Origin of the sequence: Campylobacter sp. LMG 7929 (assembly GCF_024723595.1) — a bacterium.
GTDB lineage: Bacteria > Campylobacterota > Campylobacteria > Campylobacterales > Campylobacteraceae > Campylobacter_D.
Window position 1 is genome coordinate 1 of record NZ_JANQCY010000015.1, and the last position, 17,915, is coordinate 17,915.

General features: G+C 29.2%; 15 protein-coding genes. 4 read left to right on the forward strand and 11 right to left on the reverse strand.

The window, feature by feature from the left end; genetic code table 11:
• Positions 1–85: 85 nt before the first annotated feature.
• The 6 genes from CAMP5118_RS06985 to CAMP5118_RS07010 all read right to left on the reverse strand — a co-directional run bounded on the left by CAMP5118_RS06985 (position 86) and on the right by CAMP5118_RS07010 (position 8,415).
• Complete coding sequence (locus CAMP5118_RS06985; RefSeq protein ID WP_337216947.1) at positions 86–2,194, reverse strand: polyribonucleotide nucleotidyltransferase; 2,109 nt, start codon at positions 2,192–2,194, stop codon at positions 86–88.
• Between the two features lie 132 nt (positions 2,195–2,326).
• Positions 2,327–2,983, reverse strand: coding sequence for a phosphoribosyltransferase (locus CAMP5118_RS06990; protein WP_263664187.1), 657 nt, complete (start codon positions 2,981–2,983; stop codon positions 2,327–2,329).
• A complete protein-coding gene (locus CAMP5118_RS06995) occupies positions 2,983–5,019 on the reverse strand; it encodes an LPS-assembly protein LptD (protein ID WP_337216964.1) in 2,037 nt (678 codons plus the stop codon). The genes CAMP5118_RS06990 and CAMP5118_RS06995 overlap by 1 nt, the downstream gene beginning before the upstream one ends.
• Positions 5,009–5,467 (reverse strand): RDD family protein, encoded by a 459-nt coding sequence (locus CAMP5118_RS07000; protein ID WP_337216948.1) that lies wholly within the window; start codon positions 5,465–5,467, stop codon positions 5,009–5,011. Before CAMP5118_RS07000 ends, CAMP5118_RS06995 begins: the two co-directional genes overlap by 11 nt.
• Positions 5,464–6,714: a phosphoribosylamine--glycine ligase gene (gene purD / locus CAMP5118_RS07005; protein WP_337216949.1), complete on the reverse strand. Its 1,251-nt coding sequence runs from the start codon at positions 6,712–6,714 to the stop codon at positions 5,464–5,466. Before purD ends, CAMP5118_RS07000 begins: the two co-directional genes overlap by 4 nt.
• Positions 6,715–6,975: 261 nt before the next feature.
• Positions 6,976–8,415: a hypothetical protein gene (locus CAMP5118_RS07010; RefSeq protein ID WP_263664185.1), complete on the reverse strand. Its 1,440-nt coding sequence runs from the start codon at positions 8,413–8,415 to the stop codon at positions 6,976–6,978.
• A 112-nt stretch (positions 8,416–8,527) separates the two neighbouring features.
• Here CAMP5118_RS07010 and CAMP5118_RS07015 point away from each other — a divergent pair, with 112 nt between their 5' ends.
• On the forward strand, positions 8,528–9,079 hold the full coding sequence (locus CAMP5118_RS07015; RefSeq protein ID WP_263664184.1) for a class I SAM-dependent methyltransferase: 552 nt from the start codon (positions 8,528–8,530) through the stop codon (positions 9,077–9,079).
• Here CAMP5118_RS07015 and guaA read toward each other — a convergent pair whose 3' ends face one another.
• Both guaA and nhaD read right to left on the reverse strand, forming a co-directional pair.
• Positions 9,080–10,615, reverse strand: a complete 1,536-nt coding sequence (guaA, locus tag CAMP5118_RS07020) for a glutamine-hydrolyzing GMP synthase (RefSeq protein ID WP_263728157.1) — start codon at positions 10,613–10,615, stop codon at positions 9,080–9,082.
• Positions 10,616–10,624: 9 nt separating this feature from the next.
• Positions 10,625–11,983, reverse strand: coding sequence for a sodium:proton antiporter NhaD (gene nhaD / locus CAMP5118_RS07025; protein ID WP_337216950.1), 1,359 nt, complete (start codon positions 11,981–11,983; stop codon positions 10,625–10,627).
• Between the two features lie 134 nt (positions 11,984–12,117).
• On the opposite strand from nhaD, the gene CAMP5118_RS07030 reads away from it, so the two are divergent.
• Genes CAMP5118_RS07030 through CAMP5118_RS07040 form a run of 3 tightly spaced genes read left to right on the forward strand, consistent with a single transcriptional unit; the run spans position 12,118 to position 15,381 of the window.
• Positions 12,118–12,570 (forward strand): hypothetical protein, encoded by a 453-nt coding sequence (locus CAMP5118_RS07030; protein WP_337216951.1) that lies wholly within the window; start codon positions 12,118–12,120, stop codon positions 12,568–12,570.
• Positions 12,563–14,356 (forward strand): excinuclease ABC subunit UvrC, encoded by a 1,794-nt coding sequence (gene uvrC, locus CAMP5118_RS07035; protein ID WP_337216952.1) that lies wholly within the window; start codon positions 12,563–12,565, stop codon positions 14,354–14,356. Before CAMP5118_RS07030 ends, uvrC begins: the two co-directional genes overlap by 8 nt.
• Positions 14,353–15,381, forward strand: coding sequence for a hypothetical protein (locus CAMP5118_RS07040; protein ID WP_337216953.1), 1,029 nt, complete (start codon positions 14,353–14,355; stop codon positions 15,379–15,381). The genes uvrC and CAMP5118_RS07040 overlap by 4 nt, the downstream gene beginning before the upstream one ends.
• Here the strand turns inward: CAMP5118_RS07040 and recR are convergent.
• From recR to CAMP5118_RS07055, 3 genes are read right to left on the reverse strand one after another with little or no spacing between them, the layout of a single operon-like run.
• Positions 15,368–15,940 carry a recombination mediator RecR gene (gene recR / locus CAMP5118_RS07045; protein WP_337216954.1) on the reverse strand — a complete coding sequence of 191 codons (573 nt, stop codon included), beginning with the start codon at positions 15,938–15,940 and terminating at the stop codon, positions 15,368–15,370. The two genes, CAMP5118_RS07040 and recR, sit on opposite strands and share 14 nt — an antisense overlap.
• A 1-nt stretch (position 15,941) precedes the next feature.
• Entirely contained in the window at positions 15,942–17,174 is a 1,233-nt protein-coding gene (locus CAMP5118_RS07050) for an ArsS family sensor histidine kinase (RefSeq protein ID WP_263707213.1), read from the reverse strand.
• Positions 17,171–17,842 (reverse strand): response regulator transcription factor, encoded by a 672-nt coding sequence (locus CAMP5118_RS07055; protein ID WP_012661225.1) that lies wholly within the window; start codon positions 17,840–17,842, stop codon positions 17,171–17,173. The genes CAMP5118_RS07050 and CAMP5118_RS07055 overlap by 4 nt, the downstream gene beginning before the upstream one ends.
• Positions 17,843–17,915 lie beyond the last annotated feature (73 nt).

Consider the following 17,915-nt stretch of genomic DNA (forward strand, 5'->3'; position numbering starts at 1 on the left):
CAAAAAACGAAATTATGCCAAAAGAATATTCTTTTGTCAAGATATAATATAAAATTTTGAGCATATTTTTTTATATACTCAAAATTTAGGCTAAGTCTAAAGATACTTTTCCGTTTTTGATTTCTGCAACTTTAACTTTAATTTCATTACCTACTTCTAACTTTTCTTTAATCTTAGAATTATGCAATAAACCATCCACGCCTTCTTTAAGTTCTACAAAAACTCCAAATTCTACAACTTTTTGAACTTTTCCTATAAATTCTTCTCCGATATCAAATTTAGGCATTTCCTTTTTGTCGCGCTTTTTGTTAGAACCTTTAGAGTGAAGTAAATTTAATATATACTCTTTGCTTTGAGAAATTAAATCATGATTAATTCCTGTTATCTTAACTTCGCCTTTATCTCTATCTAAGTCGATATTAACTTCAAATTTTTCGATGATTTCTTTTATAGTTTTACCGCCTTGACCTATGATATCAGGGATTTTGTTTGGATCTACATTAAAGATCTCAATCTTTGGTAAAATAGCTTCATTAATAATGATATTTCTATCAGCTTCTTCCATTAGTTTTAAAATATGTTCTCTAGCTTCTTTTGCTTGATATAATGCTTCTTTTAAAACCTGTTGCTCTATACCACCAAGTTTTATATCCATCTGCAAAGCAGTGATTCCATCATAGCTTCCTGCTACTTTAAAATCCATATCTCCATCATGATCTTCAAGCCCCATGATATCGGTTAAAATAGCATATTTTTCATCTTCAAAAACAAGCCCCATCGCCACACCTGCTACTAGTTTTTCACTTTTTACCCCTGCAGCTCTTAAAGCCAATGCACCACCACAAACAGTAGCCATAGAACTAGAACCATTGCTTTCTAAAATTTCAGAAACCAAACGAATTGTATGAACATAATCTGTATCAACACTAGGATACAAAGCTCTTTTTGCTAAATTTCCATGGCCAAGCTCTCTTCTACCAGGAGCTTTTATAGGGCTAGCTTCGCCCACCGAAAAACCTGGAAAATTATAATTAACCATAAATTTTTCACAAATTGGGTTTTTTTCTGTAAGCATATCTGACATTTGCGCATCATTATCATTTCCCAAGGTGGCCACAACTAAGGCTTGGGTTTGCCCTCTAGTAAAAAGACAAGATCCATGTGTGCTTGGTAAAATATTTGTTTCTATGTCTATTTTTCTAACATCCTTTAAACCTCTACCATCTGCTCTTTTATTTTCATTAATAATTTGGCTTCTAATAAGTTCTCTTTTGCATAAATGTAAAGCTTTTTCAATATCTTCAAATTTCCATTCGTTTTCAATAGCCATAGATTCACTTTCAATCTCTTTTGCTATTTGTAAAATTTCACTTGCCCTTTCACTTTTTGCCATTTGATTAATAGCAATTTTGAGTTTTGTTATATAAGTATTTTTTATATAGTCAATAATTTGAATATTATCTGACTCTATTTTAAACTCAAGTTTAGAATTTTTTCTATAAGCAGCAAATGCTTTTTCATATTCATTGGAACCACGCAAGATTGCACTACTTGCAAAATCTAAAGCCTTTAAAGTATCATCTTCGCTAAGTTCATTCATACGGTGTTTATCATCTTGCTTGTTTGCCAAAGCTCTCATTTCTATCATTAAAAGCTCATCTTTAACACCTGCTACATAAAGATCTAAAGTGCTATTTTTTAACTCGCTATTGCTTGGATTTAAAACAAATTCATTATTTATACGACCTATTCTTACACCACAAACAGGTGCTTTAATAGGGATATCACTTAAATACAAAGCAACGCTTGCAGCGTTTAAACTTATCACTTGTAAATCTACTTCAGGATCAGCAGAAAGAACCATTACAACAATTTGAGTTGGATATGCATATCCTTTTGGAAAAAGAGGTCTTAAACTTCTATCTATAATCCTAGCGCTTAATGTTTCATTGTCGCCTGGCTTAGTTTCTCTTTTTACATAACCTCCTGGAATTTTACCTGCTGCATAAGCTTTTTCTATATATTGTACCGTAAGAGGCAAAAAATCCTCTTCTACCATTTTTTCTTCTCTTGCCACAGTTGCTAAAACTACTGCATTTTTTTCTTGCATTAAAACTGCACCTGCTGCTTGTTTTGCTACTTTATCGGTATCAAATATTTCAAGGTGATTATTGATATTTATTTCATGTCGCATGATTTTCCTTTAAATTTTTATCATAGACAAAACCAAATAAGCTTTTTAAATTTTAAAAACTAAAACTTAAAAAGCCTGTTTTTATTTTGCCTATAAATTTATATCTAAACAACTTATTGCTCAGATATAAATTTATTTTTTTAAAGGTAAATAATACCTACTTTCTTCTAAAATATCTAAAATTTCGTGAGCTTGCAAAATCGTTTTATTTTTAAAATAAAACTCAATATCTACAAAATGATCAATTTTTTGCACGCAATAAACCTCATCTGCAAAAACACTAATATAATCATATACATCACTTGGCATTAAAGCGGTGGCATAAATAATACTACTAACCTCTTCTTTTAACAAACTTTTTATACATGAAGAAGCAGTAATCCCACTCTCACACCCCTCATGCAACATTAAAATATTTTTTCCTTTTAAATCTTTTAAAAGATTACCTTTTCTATAACGATATACATTCTTTAAAATTTTTTCTTCATAAGTTCTATTTGCCTCACCATAAATATAATCTAAGCTTATATCAAAAGCCTTAACTAAGGCTTCATTGTAAACTAATTCTTTTGTTTCGCTAATCATAGCTATTTGACATTCATCATTATTAGGAGCTTTGATTTGCTCTGTAAATAAAAAATCATAGGGTATTTCTAATTTTTTTGCCAATGCATCAACAAAAACTATAGATTTTAAAGAAGGAGTAATAATGATATAATCTTTTAATTTATTTAATGGAAGTAAATCATATAATCTTTCAAGCGCATCTTTTTCATCTTCAAAAAACATTATATAGACCTTTCATTTTCTTCCAGAGAAAAATCATAAGATACACCACCCAAAGGATAAAAATTAAACATAAAATACACACCACTCTGATCTTTAGCACTAATCCCACCACTAGTAAGTTTAGGTGAAATATCCTTACGATACATCAAAGAATAATTCCAACACTTTCTTTGATAAGTATAACCTATCTCCCATTTTTCAGGATCTTTATTCAAATCAAACCACAAACCACCAAATATTTGATAGTTGGTATTTATATCATACTGAGCTTTAGTTCCTAAAAAATTATATTTTTCTTTTTCATATATTCTATAAGCATGATTTAAACTAACTTTCCACTCACCATAATCAAATAAGGCCTCACTAAATACTTTATCAAAGCGATTATCTACCCCTGAATATTCCGCCTCATTTCTTAAACTTATATAATCATTATAAAAATATTCCACAACATTATCAAAACCACCAAAACTACCTTCTTTGGTAAAATACTTAGCCTTTAAACTATGATATAGCTTTTTTTTGCCTAAAGCACTATAAAAATACTGATACATCGAAAAATTAAACTGCTCAGGATCATCTTTTAATTCTATAAAATCTTCGGTAATTTTACCTGATTTGGCTCCAGGTATAAAATAATTAGCACCTAAATACAAGGTATGATAAAAATTTTCATAAGGTTTAGAAAGATCTGTATATAAAGAAAAATTATGTGAATTTCTAAACAAATGCTCTTGATTTTTAATATCTGTATTAGAATAATCTACAAAATTTGCATAAACTCTTTCTGTAAAGGCAAAATTTAAAAAATCATCCAAAAAACTTGTATGATAAATTAAAGGTAAATCAAAATCTAAAGTTTTAGCATAAATACCCGTATGTCTATAATATCTATGAAAAGAAGCATCTAAGCTATACTGTATATAGTTATCAAAAAAACCATTTAAATATCTATGATATTGAAAAGAAGGGTATTCTTGCATGGTATCTTTGTTGCTAATTTTAGAAGTGTCTATATAATACTTCGCATAAGCACCATAATAATTATCATCATCAGATAAGAAATAATTTATTTTTGAGGTAACCAAAGAAGCTTCAGTTTTTGCACTAGAGCTTAAGTTCATATAATCTACATCATTTAAATAAGTAGCATCAATCCATAAACCTTCTTGAAATTCATCGCTCAAAAGGCTCTTGAGTAAAGCTTCACTTGAATATTTAATCTCTAAACCATAATGTTCTTTGTTTTTTAAATTTTCTTCTTTTTTATAGCTTGTTTTTTCTCCAAAAATACCACCACTAATTTCACCTTGAGAATAAGGACTATCAATAAATCTTAAAGTTGAGTATAATCCATAGCCTCTTTTTGTCCTAATTTGAGGTTCAAATTGAATATCTGCATTATCATCAATAACATAATAGATTGGTTGGTTATAATATAACCCCTCGCTTTGTTTTAAAACCACCTGAGGAATTAACAAACCACTTTTCCTTTTAGTGTCTACACTAAAGCCAAAATACGGCAAATACATCACAGGAGTATTTTTTACATACAATCTTGCATTATAAAGATGTAAAAAATTACTCTCTTTATTTAATTTTCCTTCATCAAAACGAATTTCCCAATCAGGATTTTCAACATTACAACTAGAAACAACCGACTTTTTAGTTACAACAAACTTATCATTTAAATCTGCTTGATGACATTGCAACCAAACCTCTAAATCGTTATTTGAAAAAAATAAATTTTTAAAAGCTGTTGTGTTATCTTTAAGATTAATTTTAGTATAAGTAGAATTAGTTCTTTCTTTTTGTCCTCGTAAGATATTCACATCACCAAACAATTCTAAATCTTTAGTTGTTTCATTAAATTTAGCCTCGCTTGCAGTTATTAAATACAAATCAGAAACTACAACCACATTGTTTTTTGCTTCTATGATATCATTTGTTTTTACAACATCTAAAGCATAAATGTCTACCTTAGAAGCATACAAACTCCCTACACAAGCTAAAGAAAGCAATATTTTACGCAAGATCTATCACCACTGTTTTGGCTGCATAATCATGCCAAGTTTTCAAAACAATATTACTCAAAGCCCAAGCAAATCCTAAACCATACAACATATCACTAATTTGTCTTACACCTGCTCTTAGAGCGCTTTGAGTAAAATTTGGTTTATCTAGCAATTCTTGATCAATCACCATGATCTTCAAAAGCATTTTTCCTAAAGTTGCGCCATATAAATAAGTAAATAAACTATGATATGCAAACTGTAAAATCAAAATCCCACCAGCAAAACGTATTAAAAGATTATGAATTTCTTCATAAGTTTGCATAGAATTAATTTTATCGAGCAAAATAATACTTACGATGCCCAAAATTACAAAACTATCAACAACATAAGCTAAAAATCTTTTTTTTAAACTTGCTATTTTTATTTCTTCTTTTTCTAGCTTATCAAATAATTCTTGATTGGTGCTCATTTAAGAACCTGAAAGGCAATATCTTTTCTGTATTGTTTTCCTTTAAAATGGACATTTTCACAAAGTATATAAGCGTTTTTTTGAGCTTCTTCAATGCTTTTGCCAGTTCCCACACAAACCAACACGCGACCACCGCTGGCATATAATTTATCATCTTCTAAACTCACACCAGCATAAGAAATATGAGAATTTTGTGGAATATCGCCTATCTCAATCAAAGCTTTTGGTGAGTCCTTGTAAGGATAATTTTTACTTGCACAAACCACACCCACAGCAAATTCATTTTTAATTTTTATATGAGTATTAGCAAGATTTTTATTCACACATGCTAAAAATAAATCCAAAGGATTTTCTATTAAAGGCATCAAAACCTCACATTCAGGATCACCAAAACGCACATTATACTCTAAAACATAAGGTTTATTATTTACAACCATCAAGCCTATAAACAACACTCCAACAAATTCAGCACCTTCTTCTTTCATGCCTTTAAGAGTTGGCGTCACTATATCTTTCTTCACTTGCTCTAACAAATTTTCACTTGCTAAAGTACTTGGAGCATAAGCCCCCATGCCACCCGTATTAGGCCCTTTATCATTATCTAATAATCTTTTATGATCTTGCGCTGCAGGCAACAATATAAAATCATTTCCATCGCAAACTGCAAATACGCTTAATTCAAAACCATCAAGATATTCTTCAATCACAACAATTTTTCCAGCTTCCCCAAAGCTTTCTCCACTTAGCATATTTTTAGTAGCTTCTAAAGCTTCTTCATGGCTTTGCGCGATAATCACCCCTTTACCTGCGCATAAGCCATCTGCTTTTACAACAATAGGAGGTGTTAAAGATGTGATAAATTTCTTAGCTTTTTCATAATCAGTTGTGTTTAAAAATTTAGCTGTTTTGATTTTATATTTTTTTAAAAAACTCTTCATAAAAGATTTTGAAGCTTCCAACATAGCAGCAGCTTTAGTAGGCCCAAAAATAGCAATATTGTTTTCTTTAAAAAGATCTACTATACCCTCTGCTAAAAAATTTTCACTCCCAACTATGCAAAGATCAATCTCAGATGCTTTTGCATAAGCTGTTATAACTTTAGGATCTTTCATATTAAGATTTGTTCCTATTTTAGCAGTAGCACCATTTCCTGGAGCAAAATAAAATTCTAAATTATCATTTGTTTTTTGAAGAGCCAAAGCGATAGAATACTCCCTAGCACCGCTTCCTAGTATTAAAATTTTCATTATTTTCCTTAAAAATATTACAAAAACCCAAATGGCCGGAGTATAAGTGTCTGACCCTCAAAAAGTCAAAGTATGCCATTAGGTGATTTTTAAAGGCTGCAGCTTCTCGCTTTTTTCAAAACTCAAACGAAGTCACAGAACACGGTAAATCACACATCACAGCTTATAATTAATGTGTTGGATCCTCTTTAATACCATATCGAACCATTTAGGCAGTATAATTATAACTAACAAAACTTAAAAATAGCGTTTAAAAGGTTTTTATAAAATCTTAAATTTTGTCTTAGAATCTTTCTTTAAAAAATATTTTCCTTCCAAAATAACATCAGCAACAGGCGCCCATATAGTCTTTTCATCGACATAAACTATATCAAATTCAGTATTTTTCATTAACCCTTGGTAATTTACTTTCTTAGGTGCATGCTTAACTACATAATAAGGATTCATTGCAAAAATTTGAATCTTCATATTAACATATAAATCAGGATTAGAAGTTACAACTAGGAAATTCTTTTCACATTCTTTTTTTACTTTCTTTACATATGAAAACAACAATTGATCATTTGGGTTTAAAGCATGTTTGTTTAGTCTGTTTAAATAAAGCTCAGCAAAAGAAAGCGTACAAAAAGAAATTTCACTTGCTGTTTTAAAATAAGAGTTTTTAATGCTTGTTGATTTTAAAGATTTTTTCCAAATTTCTATATCTAGTTTTGTTGCACATATATTTAAACCCTGCTTAATCTTTTCAAAAAGCTTTTCTCTTGCCATATTAAAACTATTACTAAAAATAGTAAAATTTTTTTCATAAAAAGATTTTTTTATCAACTCTAGTCTTTCTACGCTTTTAGTAAAATAATCAGCTTCATTTTTTAATTCTATTAGTTTTTGTTTTTTACCTTGTATCATTTCTTCTAGTTCATGGTGTTTTTTTCCACCTTCTGCTTCTAATCTTGCTTGTTTTGATTTTATATCTGTTATTAAAGTACTCATTTGACGATCAAGTGCTAATTTTCTATTTTTTCTATTATCGATCGAAGCTAAAAGCGCTTGGTAATGACACTGATGAGATAAAAAAACCTCTTCATATAAGCGTTCCATATTGATATGCTTTTGCTTGTCTTTCATATCTTTATATGACATTTCAAGGTGCACTATGATATTTTTCATTGCAGAAAAATCAGCTTGATTGATAGTATTATCCGAAAATAATAAAGTATCTAAAGCCTTATATAAAAAACGCTTCATAGCAAAAAAATCAATAATATATGGTACCTCATCTGTGTTAATGTCTTTTACTGCATTAATTGACAAGGTTTCATTATAAAAATATCTTTGAATGGCTTGTGGGATAGTTAAATTTAATGTGATTTTATCAAGATTATCATAATCTGTTTCTCTATAAAGTTCTTGAACATAAGCATCGCGTCTTGTCAATCTTAAATCTTCTAATTCATCATCGCTATCTGTTTTCCAGAAATCTCTTTCTTTGATAAAATCACCATCTGTAAATTCTTGAAATTTAGAAGGACGTAAATCGGTAATATGCTTTCCATCGGATCTAAATTCAACAAACATACCAACCGTTGGCATACTTCTTTTATCATGCCATGCGTGTTTATTAAATTCAAAAAATGTTTTTGCTAGATTGATTACTGTTCCTCTTCCAGTAGCATCCACATAAACCATTATTTTTCCGTGCATATCCAAATCCTTGATTTAAAGAAAAATTCAATTCTTATTTTAACTTTGTTTTCATAAATTTACAATTATATTTTAAAATTTCACAAAATAAACGTCTTTAGGTATTTTATTTATGTTTTTATATCAATATTTTAAAAACCCAAAACAAACAGGTGCGTTTTGCGCAAGCTCTAAAAAATTAAGTAAACTCATAACTTCTCATGTCCAACATGCAAAAAATATCGTTGAAATAGGGCCTGGTACAGGAAGTTTTACAAAGTACATCCTCAAACAAAAAAGCCATAATGCAAGTTTTTTTGCCGTAGAAATCAATCCTCAAATGGCAAAAAAATTAAAGCAAAAGATAAAAAATATAGATATAGAAGTCAACTCAGCAGAATTTTTACCAAATATGCTAGAAAAAAGAGCGATCAATAGTGTAGATTTAATTATCTCAGGAATTCCTTGGGCTTTATTAAATTCCAAAGAACAAGATTTATTGCTAAAATCCATTCATGATGCTTTAGAGGAAAATGGTTGTTTTGCAACATTTGCTTATATACTCCCAACACCAAAAGGGAGAGCTTTTAAGAAAAAACTTTTTGCCACTTTTAGCAAGGTAGAAATTTCACCTATCATTTGGCAAAATCTTCCCCCTGCTTTTGTTTATTTTTGCACTAAATGATCATTCCCATTCAATCGTTGCTGGTGGCTTGCTAGAAATATCATACACTACGCGATTGATTCCTTCTACTTCATTAATAATACGACGTGAAATATTTTCTAATAATTCATAAGGTAAATGAGAAAAAGTTGCAGTCATACCATCGCTTGCATTAACAACACGCACGCAAACTGCATTATCATAAGTTCTATTATCACCCATTACACCAACACTTTGCACGTTTAAAAGCACACAAAAAGCTTGCCATGTCTTATCATACCAGCCACTGCTTTTTAATTCTTCAATCAAAATAACATCTGCTTTTCTTAAAAGCTCCAAACTAGGCTCATTTACCTCACCCATTATACGTATAGCAAGGCCTGGCCCTGGGAAAGGGTGACGATAAACTACATCTTTACTTAAGCCAAGCTCCATTCCCAAAGCTCTTACCTCATCTTTAAAAATTTCCTTTAATGGCTCGATGAGTTTTAAATTCATCTTTTCAGGTAAACCACCCACATTATGATGAGATTTTATAGTCTTACTAGCTCCTACAACCGAACTTTCAATAATATCAGTATACAAAGTCCCTTGTGCTAGATATTTTACATCTTTATGTTTTTTAGCTTCTTCTTCAAAAACTTCTATGAAAGTATTTCCTATGATTTTTCTCTTTTGTTCAGGATCTCTTACCCCTGCTAAACGACTTAAGAAAATCTCTCTAGCATCAATACTGATTAAATCAATACCTAAGGTGTGTCTAAACATATACTCAACTTGTTCTTTTTCACCACTTCTTAAAAGACCATTATCAACAAAAACAACTACTACTTGATCTTTTATCGCACTTGCCAACAATGCAGCCACCACGCTACTATCAACTCCGCCACTTACTGCACAAAGTACTTTATCATTTCCTACTTCTTCTTTGATTTTTTGTGCTTGAGTTTTTGCAAAAGATCCCATATTCCATACACTATCACAATTACATGCATACTTAGCAAAATTTTTCAAGATGCTTTTTCCAAATTCACTATGTTGCACTTCAGGGTGAAATTGTAAAGCAAAAAATTTACGCTTCTCATCTCCAAATACACAAAATGGACTATTTTCGCTAGTCGCTAAAACCTCAAAACCTTGTGGCAAATTCTCAACCTTATCAGAATGGCTCATCCATACCGTTTGCTTTTTAGGTAAATTTTTAAACAAATCACTATCATTTTGAATATCTATAGTTGCCTTACCATATTCTTTATGACCTGCTGGGGCAACATTTGCTCCAAAATGATGTGCCATAAGTTGCATACCATAGCATATTCCTAAAACTGGTATATTTAAATTAAAAACACCCTTATCACAAAAATAAGCATCATTTGCATATACACTAGCTGGCCCACCACTTAAAATAATACCCTTAGGCTCTTTAGCTTTGATCTCATCTAAACTTACGTTAAAAGGTAAAATTTCTGCATACACACCTTGCTCTCTTAATCTTCTAGCAATGAGTTGTGTATATTGTGAACCAAAGTCCAAAACTAAAATATCTGCTTTTTTCATCTAACTCCTTTACAAATTTAACAATTGAAATTGTACATACCAAACTATAATAGATATTATATAACCAACCAAAATCGTCCATGCGTATTTTAAATGAGCATTAAAAGTATAAATTCCCTTCATTTTGCCCATTACTCCTACTCCAGCAGCTGAACCAAAGCTGATCAAAGACCCCCCTATTCCTGCTGTAAGAGTTACCAAAAGCCATTGAGTATCATCCATGCTTGGATTTGCCTTTAATACCGCACTCATAACCGGAACATTATCTACAATAGCAGATAAAAATCCTACTCCTATATTAATACTAGTAGCTCCAAATTTTGCATAAAGATCAGAAGCATAAGCAAGCCAACCAACAAAATGCAAGGCGCCCACAGCAGATAAAATACCAAAGAAAAATAATAAAGTGTCCATCTCAATACGCGTCATATAATGAAAAATATTTAAATCTTTTTTACCTTGTTTTCTGTTGAAAAAATACATATACAAACTAAGCAATGAAAGGCCAAAAATCATACCCCACATTGCAGGTAAATCACAAATACTATGAATAAATACCGCCAAAGCTATAGTTAAAAAACCAAGCACAATAAAAACTTTACCACCTGGTTTAATCTCGACTTTTTCTAAATTATCTTTGTGAAAATTTGGCTTAATATTAGGCACATAACGTGATAACAAATAAGCAGTAAGCAACCAACCAATAAAAGAAGCAGGGAAAAGAGCAAAAAATTCAAAAAACGTGGCTTTTTTTGCTGTCCAAACCATCAAAGTAGTAATATCACCAAAAGGCGACCAAGCTCCACCAGCATTAGCTGCTACTACAATATTTATAGCACCTGGAATTAAAAATTCTTTATTATCTTTATCTATGGTTAAAAGCACAGTAGATAAAATCAAAGCAGTTGTAAGATTATCTGCAATTGGAGAGATAAAAAAAGCTAAAATACCTGTTAGCCAAAATAATTTTCTATAAGTATAACCCTTGCTTACAAGTTTGTATTTTAAAGTTTCAAAAACCGATCTTTCTATCAAGGCTTCTATAAAAGTCATAGCAGCTATTAAGAAAAACACAATTTGTGCAATTTCTAAAATAAGATGATTTACACTTTCTTCAAGTATTTGTGTGTTTAAATCATTCATTACCATATATATACCAATGATAATAAAAGAAAAAGTTCCTATAAATAAAGCAGGCTTAGTTTTATTGATATGATATTTCTCTTCTGCTGCGATAAAATAATAACCCAATATAAAAATTATTAAAATACCTATACCTAAAGCACTAAAAGCTAAATTTAGCTCATGTGTTTGACTAGCTAACAAAAAACTAACACCAAAACAAAGTAAAAAAAGTATTTTATTCATATTTCACTCTCCAAAGATTGGAATTTTTTTATTTCCTTTACACTGCCATTATTATCTTTTATCTCATAAAATGGAGCATCCTTATAGCCACATGCATTTAGAAATATTAATAAAAAAAATGTTAAAATAATTAAATGAAAATTAAAACGAGTCATTACATCATCAACGAGCTTGCTGATTTTAAACATTATAAACCTTTAAAAATATTTTTTCAATATAAAGAGTTTTTAAATTTATTTAATCACAATCACCAACAAATGATTACTAAACTCTTTATAAAAAATAATACTTTGATTATTTTAGTTAAGCACCACATTGCATATATGGAATTAAATCACGATAATACCAAAAAAATGATTAAAAGTCTCATAAAAAACTATACTTTAGCTAGGCCAATGAGTAATTTTGCAAAGGTAGAAAACATAAAAATACTCAGTGATCAAAACTTTATTTCTAAAAACAAAACTTTTAATGAACATAAAAAAGCTCACTTAGAGCTTTCTAGTGGAAATTTTAAAAATCATTTTGAAAATCCTATTTTACATAACAAATTTGAAGAACTGCGAAAGCTTATAAAAAATGCTTGAAAATGAACTCAAAACCTTACCAAATTTACCTGGTGTATATCAATACTTTGATATTCAAGGTAAGCTTTTATATGTAGGTAAAGCCAAGAATTTAAAAAACCGTGTTAGAAGTTATTTTAACTTCACTCCAAATCTTTGCCCAAATCCTAATAATAGCTTAAGAATTCAAAAAATGATTAGCCAAACACATCATCTAGAATTTATCACCACAAAAAGCGAGGCTGATGCTTTAATACTAGAAAATTCTTTTATAAAGCAACTTCATCCAAAATACAATATACTATTAAGAGATGATAAAACCTACCCTTATATTTACATAGATTTAAACGAAGATTTTCCTAGATTTGAAATTACAAGAAAAATCATCAAAAAAAACAAAATAAAATATTTTGGTCCGTTTTTTAAAGGAGCAAAAGAGCTTTTAAATGCTTTGTATTTATCGTTTGAACTAAGACAAAAAAAATCTTGCAAGGAGCTTTGCCTTTTTTATCAAATCAAGCGTTGTAAAGGTCCATGTGAGCAAAAAATTTCTAAACAAGAATATGAAAAAATTATCCAAAAGGCAACTCAAGCTCTTTTAAATCCCTTATCTTTGACAAAAAATTTAGAAAATAAAATGTTTGAATATGCAAAAAATGAAAACTATGAAGAAGCAGCTACTATAAGAGATCAAATCAAAACAATAGAAGATTTAAGTGTAAAAATCCAAATAGACCTTGCAAAATTAGAAGATTTTGATGTTTTTGCCATACGCCATGAAGCAAATATACTCTCTATGGTGCGTTTTGTTATAAATAATGGCAGGATAATCAGCTCAAACCATAAAGTACTAACTCTAAATCATCAAGATGAATTTGACCTAAATGCAATATATAAACAATACATATTAGAAAATTACACCCAAGATAGTCCAATAAATTCAACCCGAATCTATACGCATGAAGAATTTGAAGACATGAACCTTTTGCAAAATTTACTTAGTGAAAGGTTTTCTAAAAAATTTCATCTTAAAACTCCAAAACTTGGCGAAAAAAAAGCCTTATGTGAACTTGCACTAGAAAATGCAAAAATAAACATACAAAAGCACTTAAAAAGCGATAATTATTTATTTTTAAAAGAATTAAAAGATTTTTTTAACCTACAAAATTATCCTAATTATATAGAAATTTTTGATAATTCTCATATGCAAGGTGAAGCGAATGTCGGTGCTTTGGTAGCCTATAAAGATGGACAATTTGACAAAAGTTCTTATAGACACTACCATTTATTCTATAAAAATGATTACGATCAAATGCTTCAAACCCTTAGCAAAAGGGCTTTGTCATTTGATAAAAATCCCCCACCTGATTTATGGTTAATTGATGGAGGAGATGCTTTATTAAAGCTAGCCAATGATATCATAAAAAGCTCTGGGGCAAATGTAGATATTTTAGCAATTTCTAAAGAGAAAATAGATGCAAAAGCTTACAGGGCAAAAGGAAGTGCGAAAGATAAAATTTATACTCAAGAAGGTAAAATTCAACTTTCTACTGATGATAAAAAATTACAATTTTTGCAAAAATTACGTGATGAAGCACATCGCTTTGCAATTAGTTTTCATCAAAAAACAAAAAGAAAACAAGATTTGCAAAGTTCTAGATTAATACAACTTGGAATTTCTCAAGGATATATTAAAAAATTTTTAGATTATTATGGTAGTTTTGATGAGATTAGCAAAGCTAGTTTTGATGAATTAAAATCACTTTCCAATGCAAAAATAGCTAAATTAATCAAGGAAAATTTATGATATTATTTATTAGTGTTTTGACTTTAATTTTATGTTTTTTAAATTATTATTTTTTATATCCTATGGATCAAAAATTATTCTTCATTTATACTTTTATAAGTATTTTGATTTTTATTATTGCCTGTATTTATATAATCTCAAAAAATCATAAAATCAAAAAAGACAAAACCTTGATTCAAGAGATAGAAAAATATTTTTCCTTACCAAAATCAAACTCTTTAGAAGAATTAAAAGAAAATTTAAAATTATCGTTTGATTTAATGGGTAAAAAGCTGCATGAGCAAAAAAAGGAAAACCTACATCTAGAACAAAATTATCAATATCTTGCCCACGGCTTGAGCTATCTATATCTAGATAATTCTGCTTATATATTAAAACCTTTTATCAATGATTATAAACCTAACTTAGAACATAGACACTTTAAAAACATACATGCAGGTATTATCAATAATAGCAAAAATGAAAATTTTCTATTGCAGTCTATTTTGCTTAAAATGGGTATTAGTAGTGAAATTTTATACAAACATAACCAAAAAGATGATAAAAATTATTCTTTTATCATTTCAAAGGAAAAAATAGATGATGTTTTAAATTTCACTTTTGAAGAAATTCATATTGAGGAGATTGTTGATTTTTTAAATACTCATTTTACACAAGAGTGTTACATTGCAAGAGATTGTTATAATGTTTTAATTTTTAAATCTTCTTACTTTGAAAATGATCTTATTTTAAACATAACTAATCAATTTTGTCCCCATAATCAAACTATAGATAATTTAAGTGACTTTAAAAAAGCATTACAATTTAGATTTAAATTAATTTTAGTAGACTATGAGGTTATAAAATTTGATCTAATGCATATTAGTCAAATTTTACAAGAGTACAAGATAAAAAATCCACAAATTGCAATTTTGCTTTTTTCTAAAAACAGAGTTAAAGATTGTAATTTTGCAAATTTAATCTTAAATGATATCAATAAGAGTGAATGGCTAGCATTATTAAAACAATATATCAATCAAGTTTAGTTCTATGATTTATAGCTTTATGCAAAGATATAAAATCAACATTTTCTAAGCTAACACCACTTGGAATACCTTGAGCTATTTGAGAAAAACTCAAATTTAAATCTTTTAATTTTTCTTCTATGAAAAAAACAGTGGCATCAGAATTTAAGCCTTGTGTGAAAGCAAAAAATATTTCTGTGGTTTTATTATACTCAATCATGCTTCTTAATTTTATAATATTTTCTTCACTTGTATCATCAAGTACAAAATAAAGCCCATCATAACTTCCACTATCTTCTAAAACCAAGACATCTTTAGAATCTTGAACTATACAAATAATACTATGATTTCTTTCTATATTAGAACAAACTTCGCATAATTCATTTTCACTTAAAGCACCACATTGTGTGCATTTTTTTATCATTCTAATTGATTCTTCAATATGATAAGCAAGCTTAGAGCCTAATAAAGGATCTTTTATGCAAACATGATATGCAAGCCTTAAAGCAGACTTTTTCCCTATAGTAGGCAAAGCGGAAAAGGCAGATACTAGCTCGTTAAATTTTTCCAAACCTTTCAAATTATTTTAACCTTGAAAAAACAATTTTAAAAGTATGATAGCCATCTTCATAGCTGTAGGTTAAATTATAACCGTGAAGATTGCAAATATTATTAATAATATAAAGTCCTAGCCCCATTCCCTCTACTTGGGTATTTTGTTCTCTCACAAAAGGTTTTAAATAATAATCAAAAGTTTTTTTAAGCTGCATCCCTTTATTTCTAACAATTATATAATCCCCAGAGCATATAATTTCACACGCTTTATCATCTGAATACTTAATAGCGTTATCAATTAAATTTTTAAGCATCAAAGAAAAGAGCTCTAGATCAGCAATTATCATAGTATCTTCTTTATAGGATATTTTTACTTTTTGATAAAAATCATCCCTCATTAAATAATCTTCAGCTTGCTCTAAAATCAAACTCAAATGATAGGTTTGCAAATTAAGTTGACAATTTCTTGATAAGACTTTTTCGATTTTCCCAAATTCATCAATCAACAATTCAAGTCTTTCAAAAATCGCTACTAAGCGATCTTTTTGCTTTTGATTATCTAACATTTCACAAACTATTCTACCTTTGCCAATAGGTGTCTTAAGTTCATGCATAATCATTCTTAAAAAAAACTGCCTTGATTTTACAAGCTCTTGAATTTTATTGATAGCATGGTCAAATTCAAAAGATATTTCTGAAATTTCATCATTAATCTGAGAGTATTCAGATAAAGGTTCAATTTTACCTGCACTAATATTTTTAATTTTCTTTTTTAGAATTTTTAAAGGCATTAAAGATCTTAATACTGAAAAATATAAAAATATAATCAAAATCAAACTAAAAAAGAAACTTAATAAAAATAAATATTCTAAACGCGTAGAAGCATTTAATTCATAAAGATGTTTTGTATTTAACCTTTCTACATAGAAAAAAATTTGATTATGATAAATAATAGAAGAAAAACTTCCATATAAAGAATTAATCCTAAATACCTTTTCACCTTTTGCAATGATATGTTTTGCACTGCGATCATTTTCAACTAATTTAAAAGATTTAGAAAGAAGATACTCATGTATTGAAAAATCTTCTTTTCTTTCTAAATTATATATTATTTTTTCTACAATTTCTTTTTGCCTTCCTTGTTCGTTGGTTAAATAAGAATCAATCTGAACCTTTCCTAAAAGCACAAACAAGGCACAAACAAATAAAAAAGCTGTTGCAAAAAGAACGGTGATTTTAAGATTAATAGTTACTTTCATCCTATTAATTTATATCCTATTCCTCTAACTGAAAAAATATGTTTTGGCGCTTTTGAGCTATCACCAATTTTAGTTCTAAGTCTACCAATAATAACATCTAAGCTTTTAGAATCTTTATCTTTTAAGCTTTTGCAATGATACACAAGTTGTTCTCTGCTAACCGAAAAACCATGCTGTCTTATCATATAGCTTAAAATTTCATACTCAGCAGGAGTTAAAACCAAAACCTCATCATTGTAACTTATCTCATGTCTTTTTTCATCAATTTTAAATGCCGAATTGATTATTTTCTCAGGAGTTTCATTGGTTCGTTTAGAACGACGAATCAAACTCATAATTCTTGCGTGCATTTCTTTTGGATCATATGGTTTTGGCAGGTAATCATCTGCACCTATTTGAAGTCCTACAATTTTATCACTCAAATCACTTCTAGCTGAAGAAATAATAATAGGAATACTATATTTTTCTCTTATTTCACGACAAACTTCAAGACCATCAAGTCCAGGTAAAGTTAAATCAAGAATTAAACAATCATAGTTTTTTATACCAGCACTCATTCCCAAATATGGATCTTCATAATTAGTAACTTTTATATTAAACTGGGCCAAATATTCTGCCAAAAACTCTGCAAAATCTGGATCATCTTCGATCATTAAAACATTAATCATCTCTACCCCTTTAGTGAAAATATGTTACGAACTTAACATTATAACACATAATTTAACTATTCATTTATTTTTT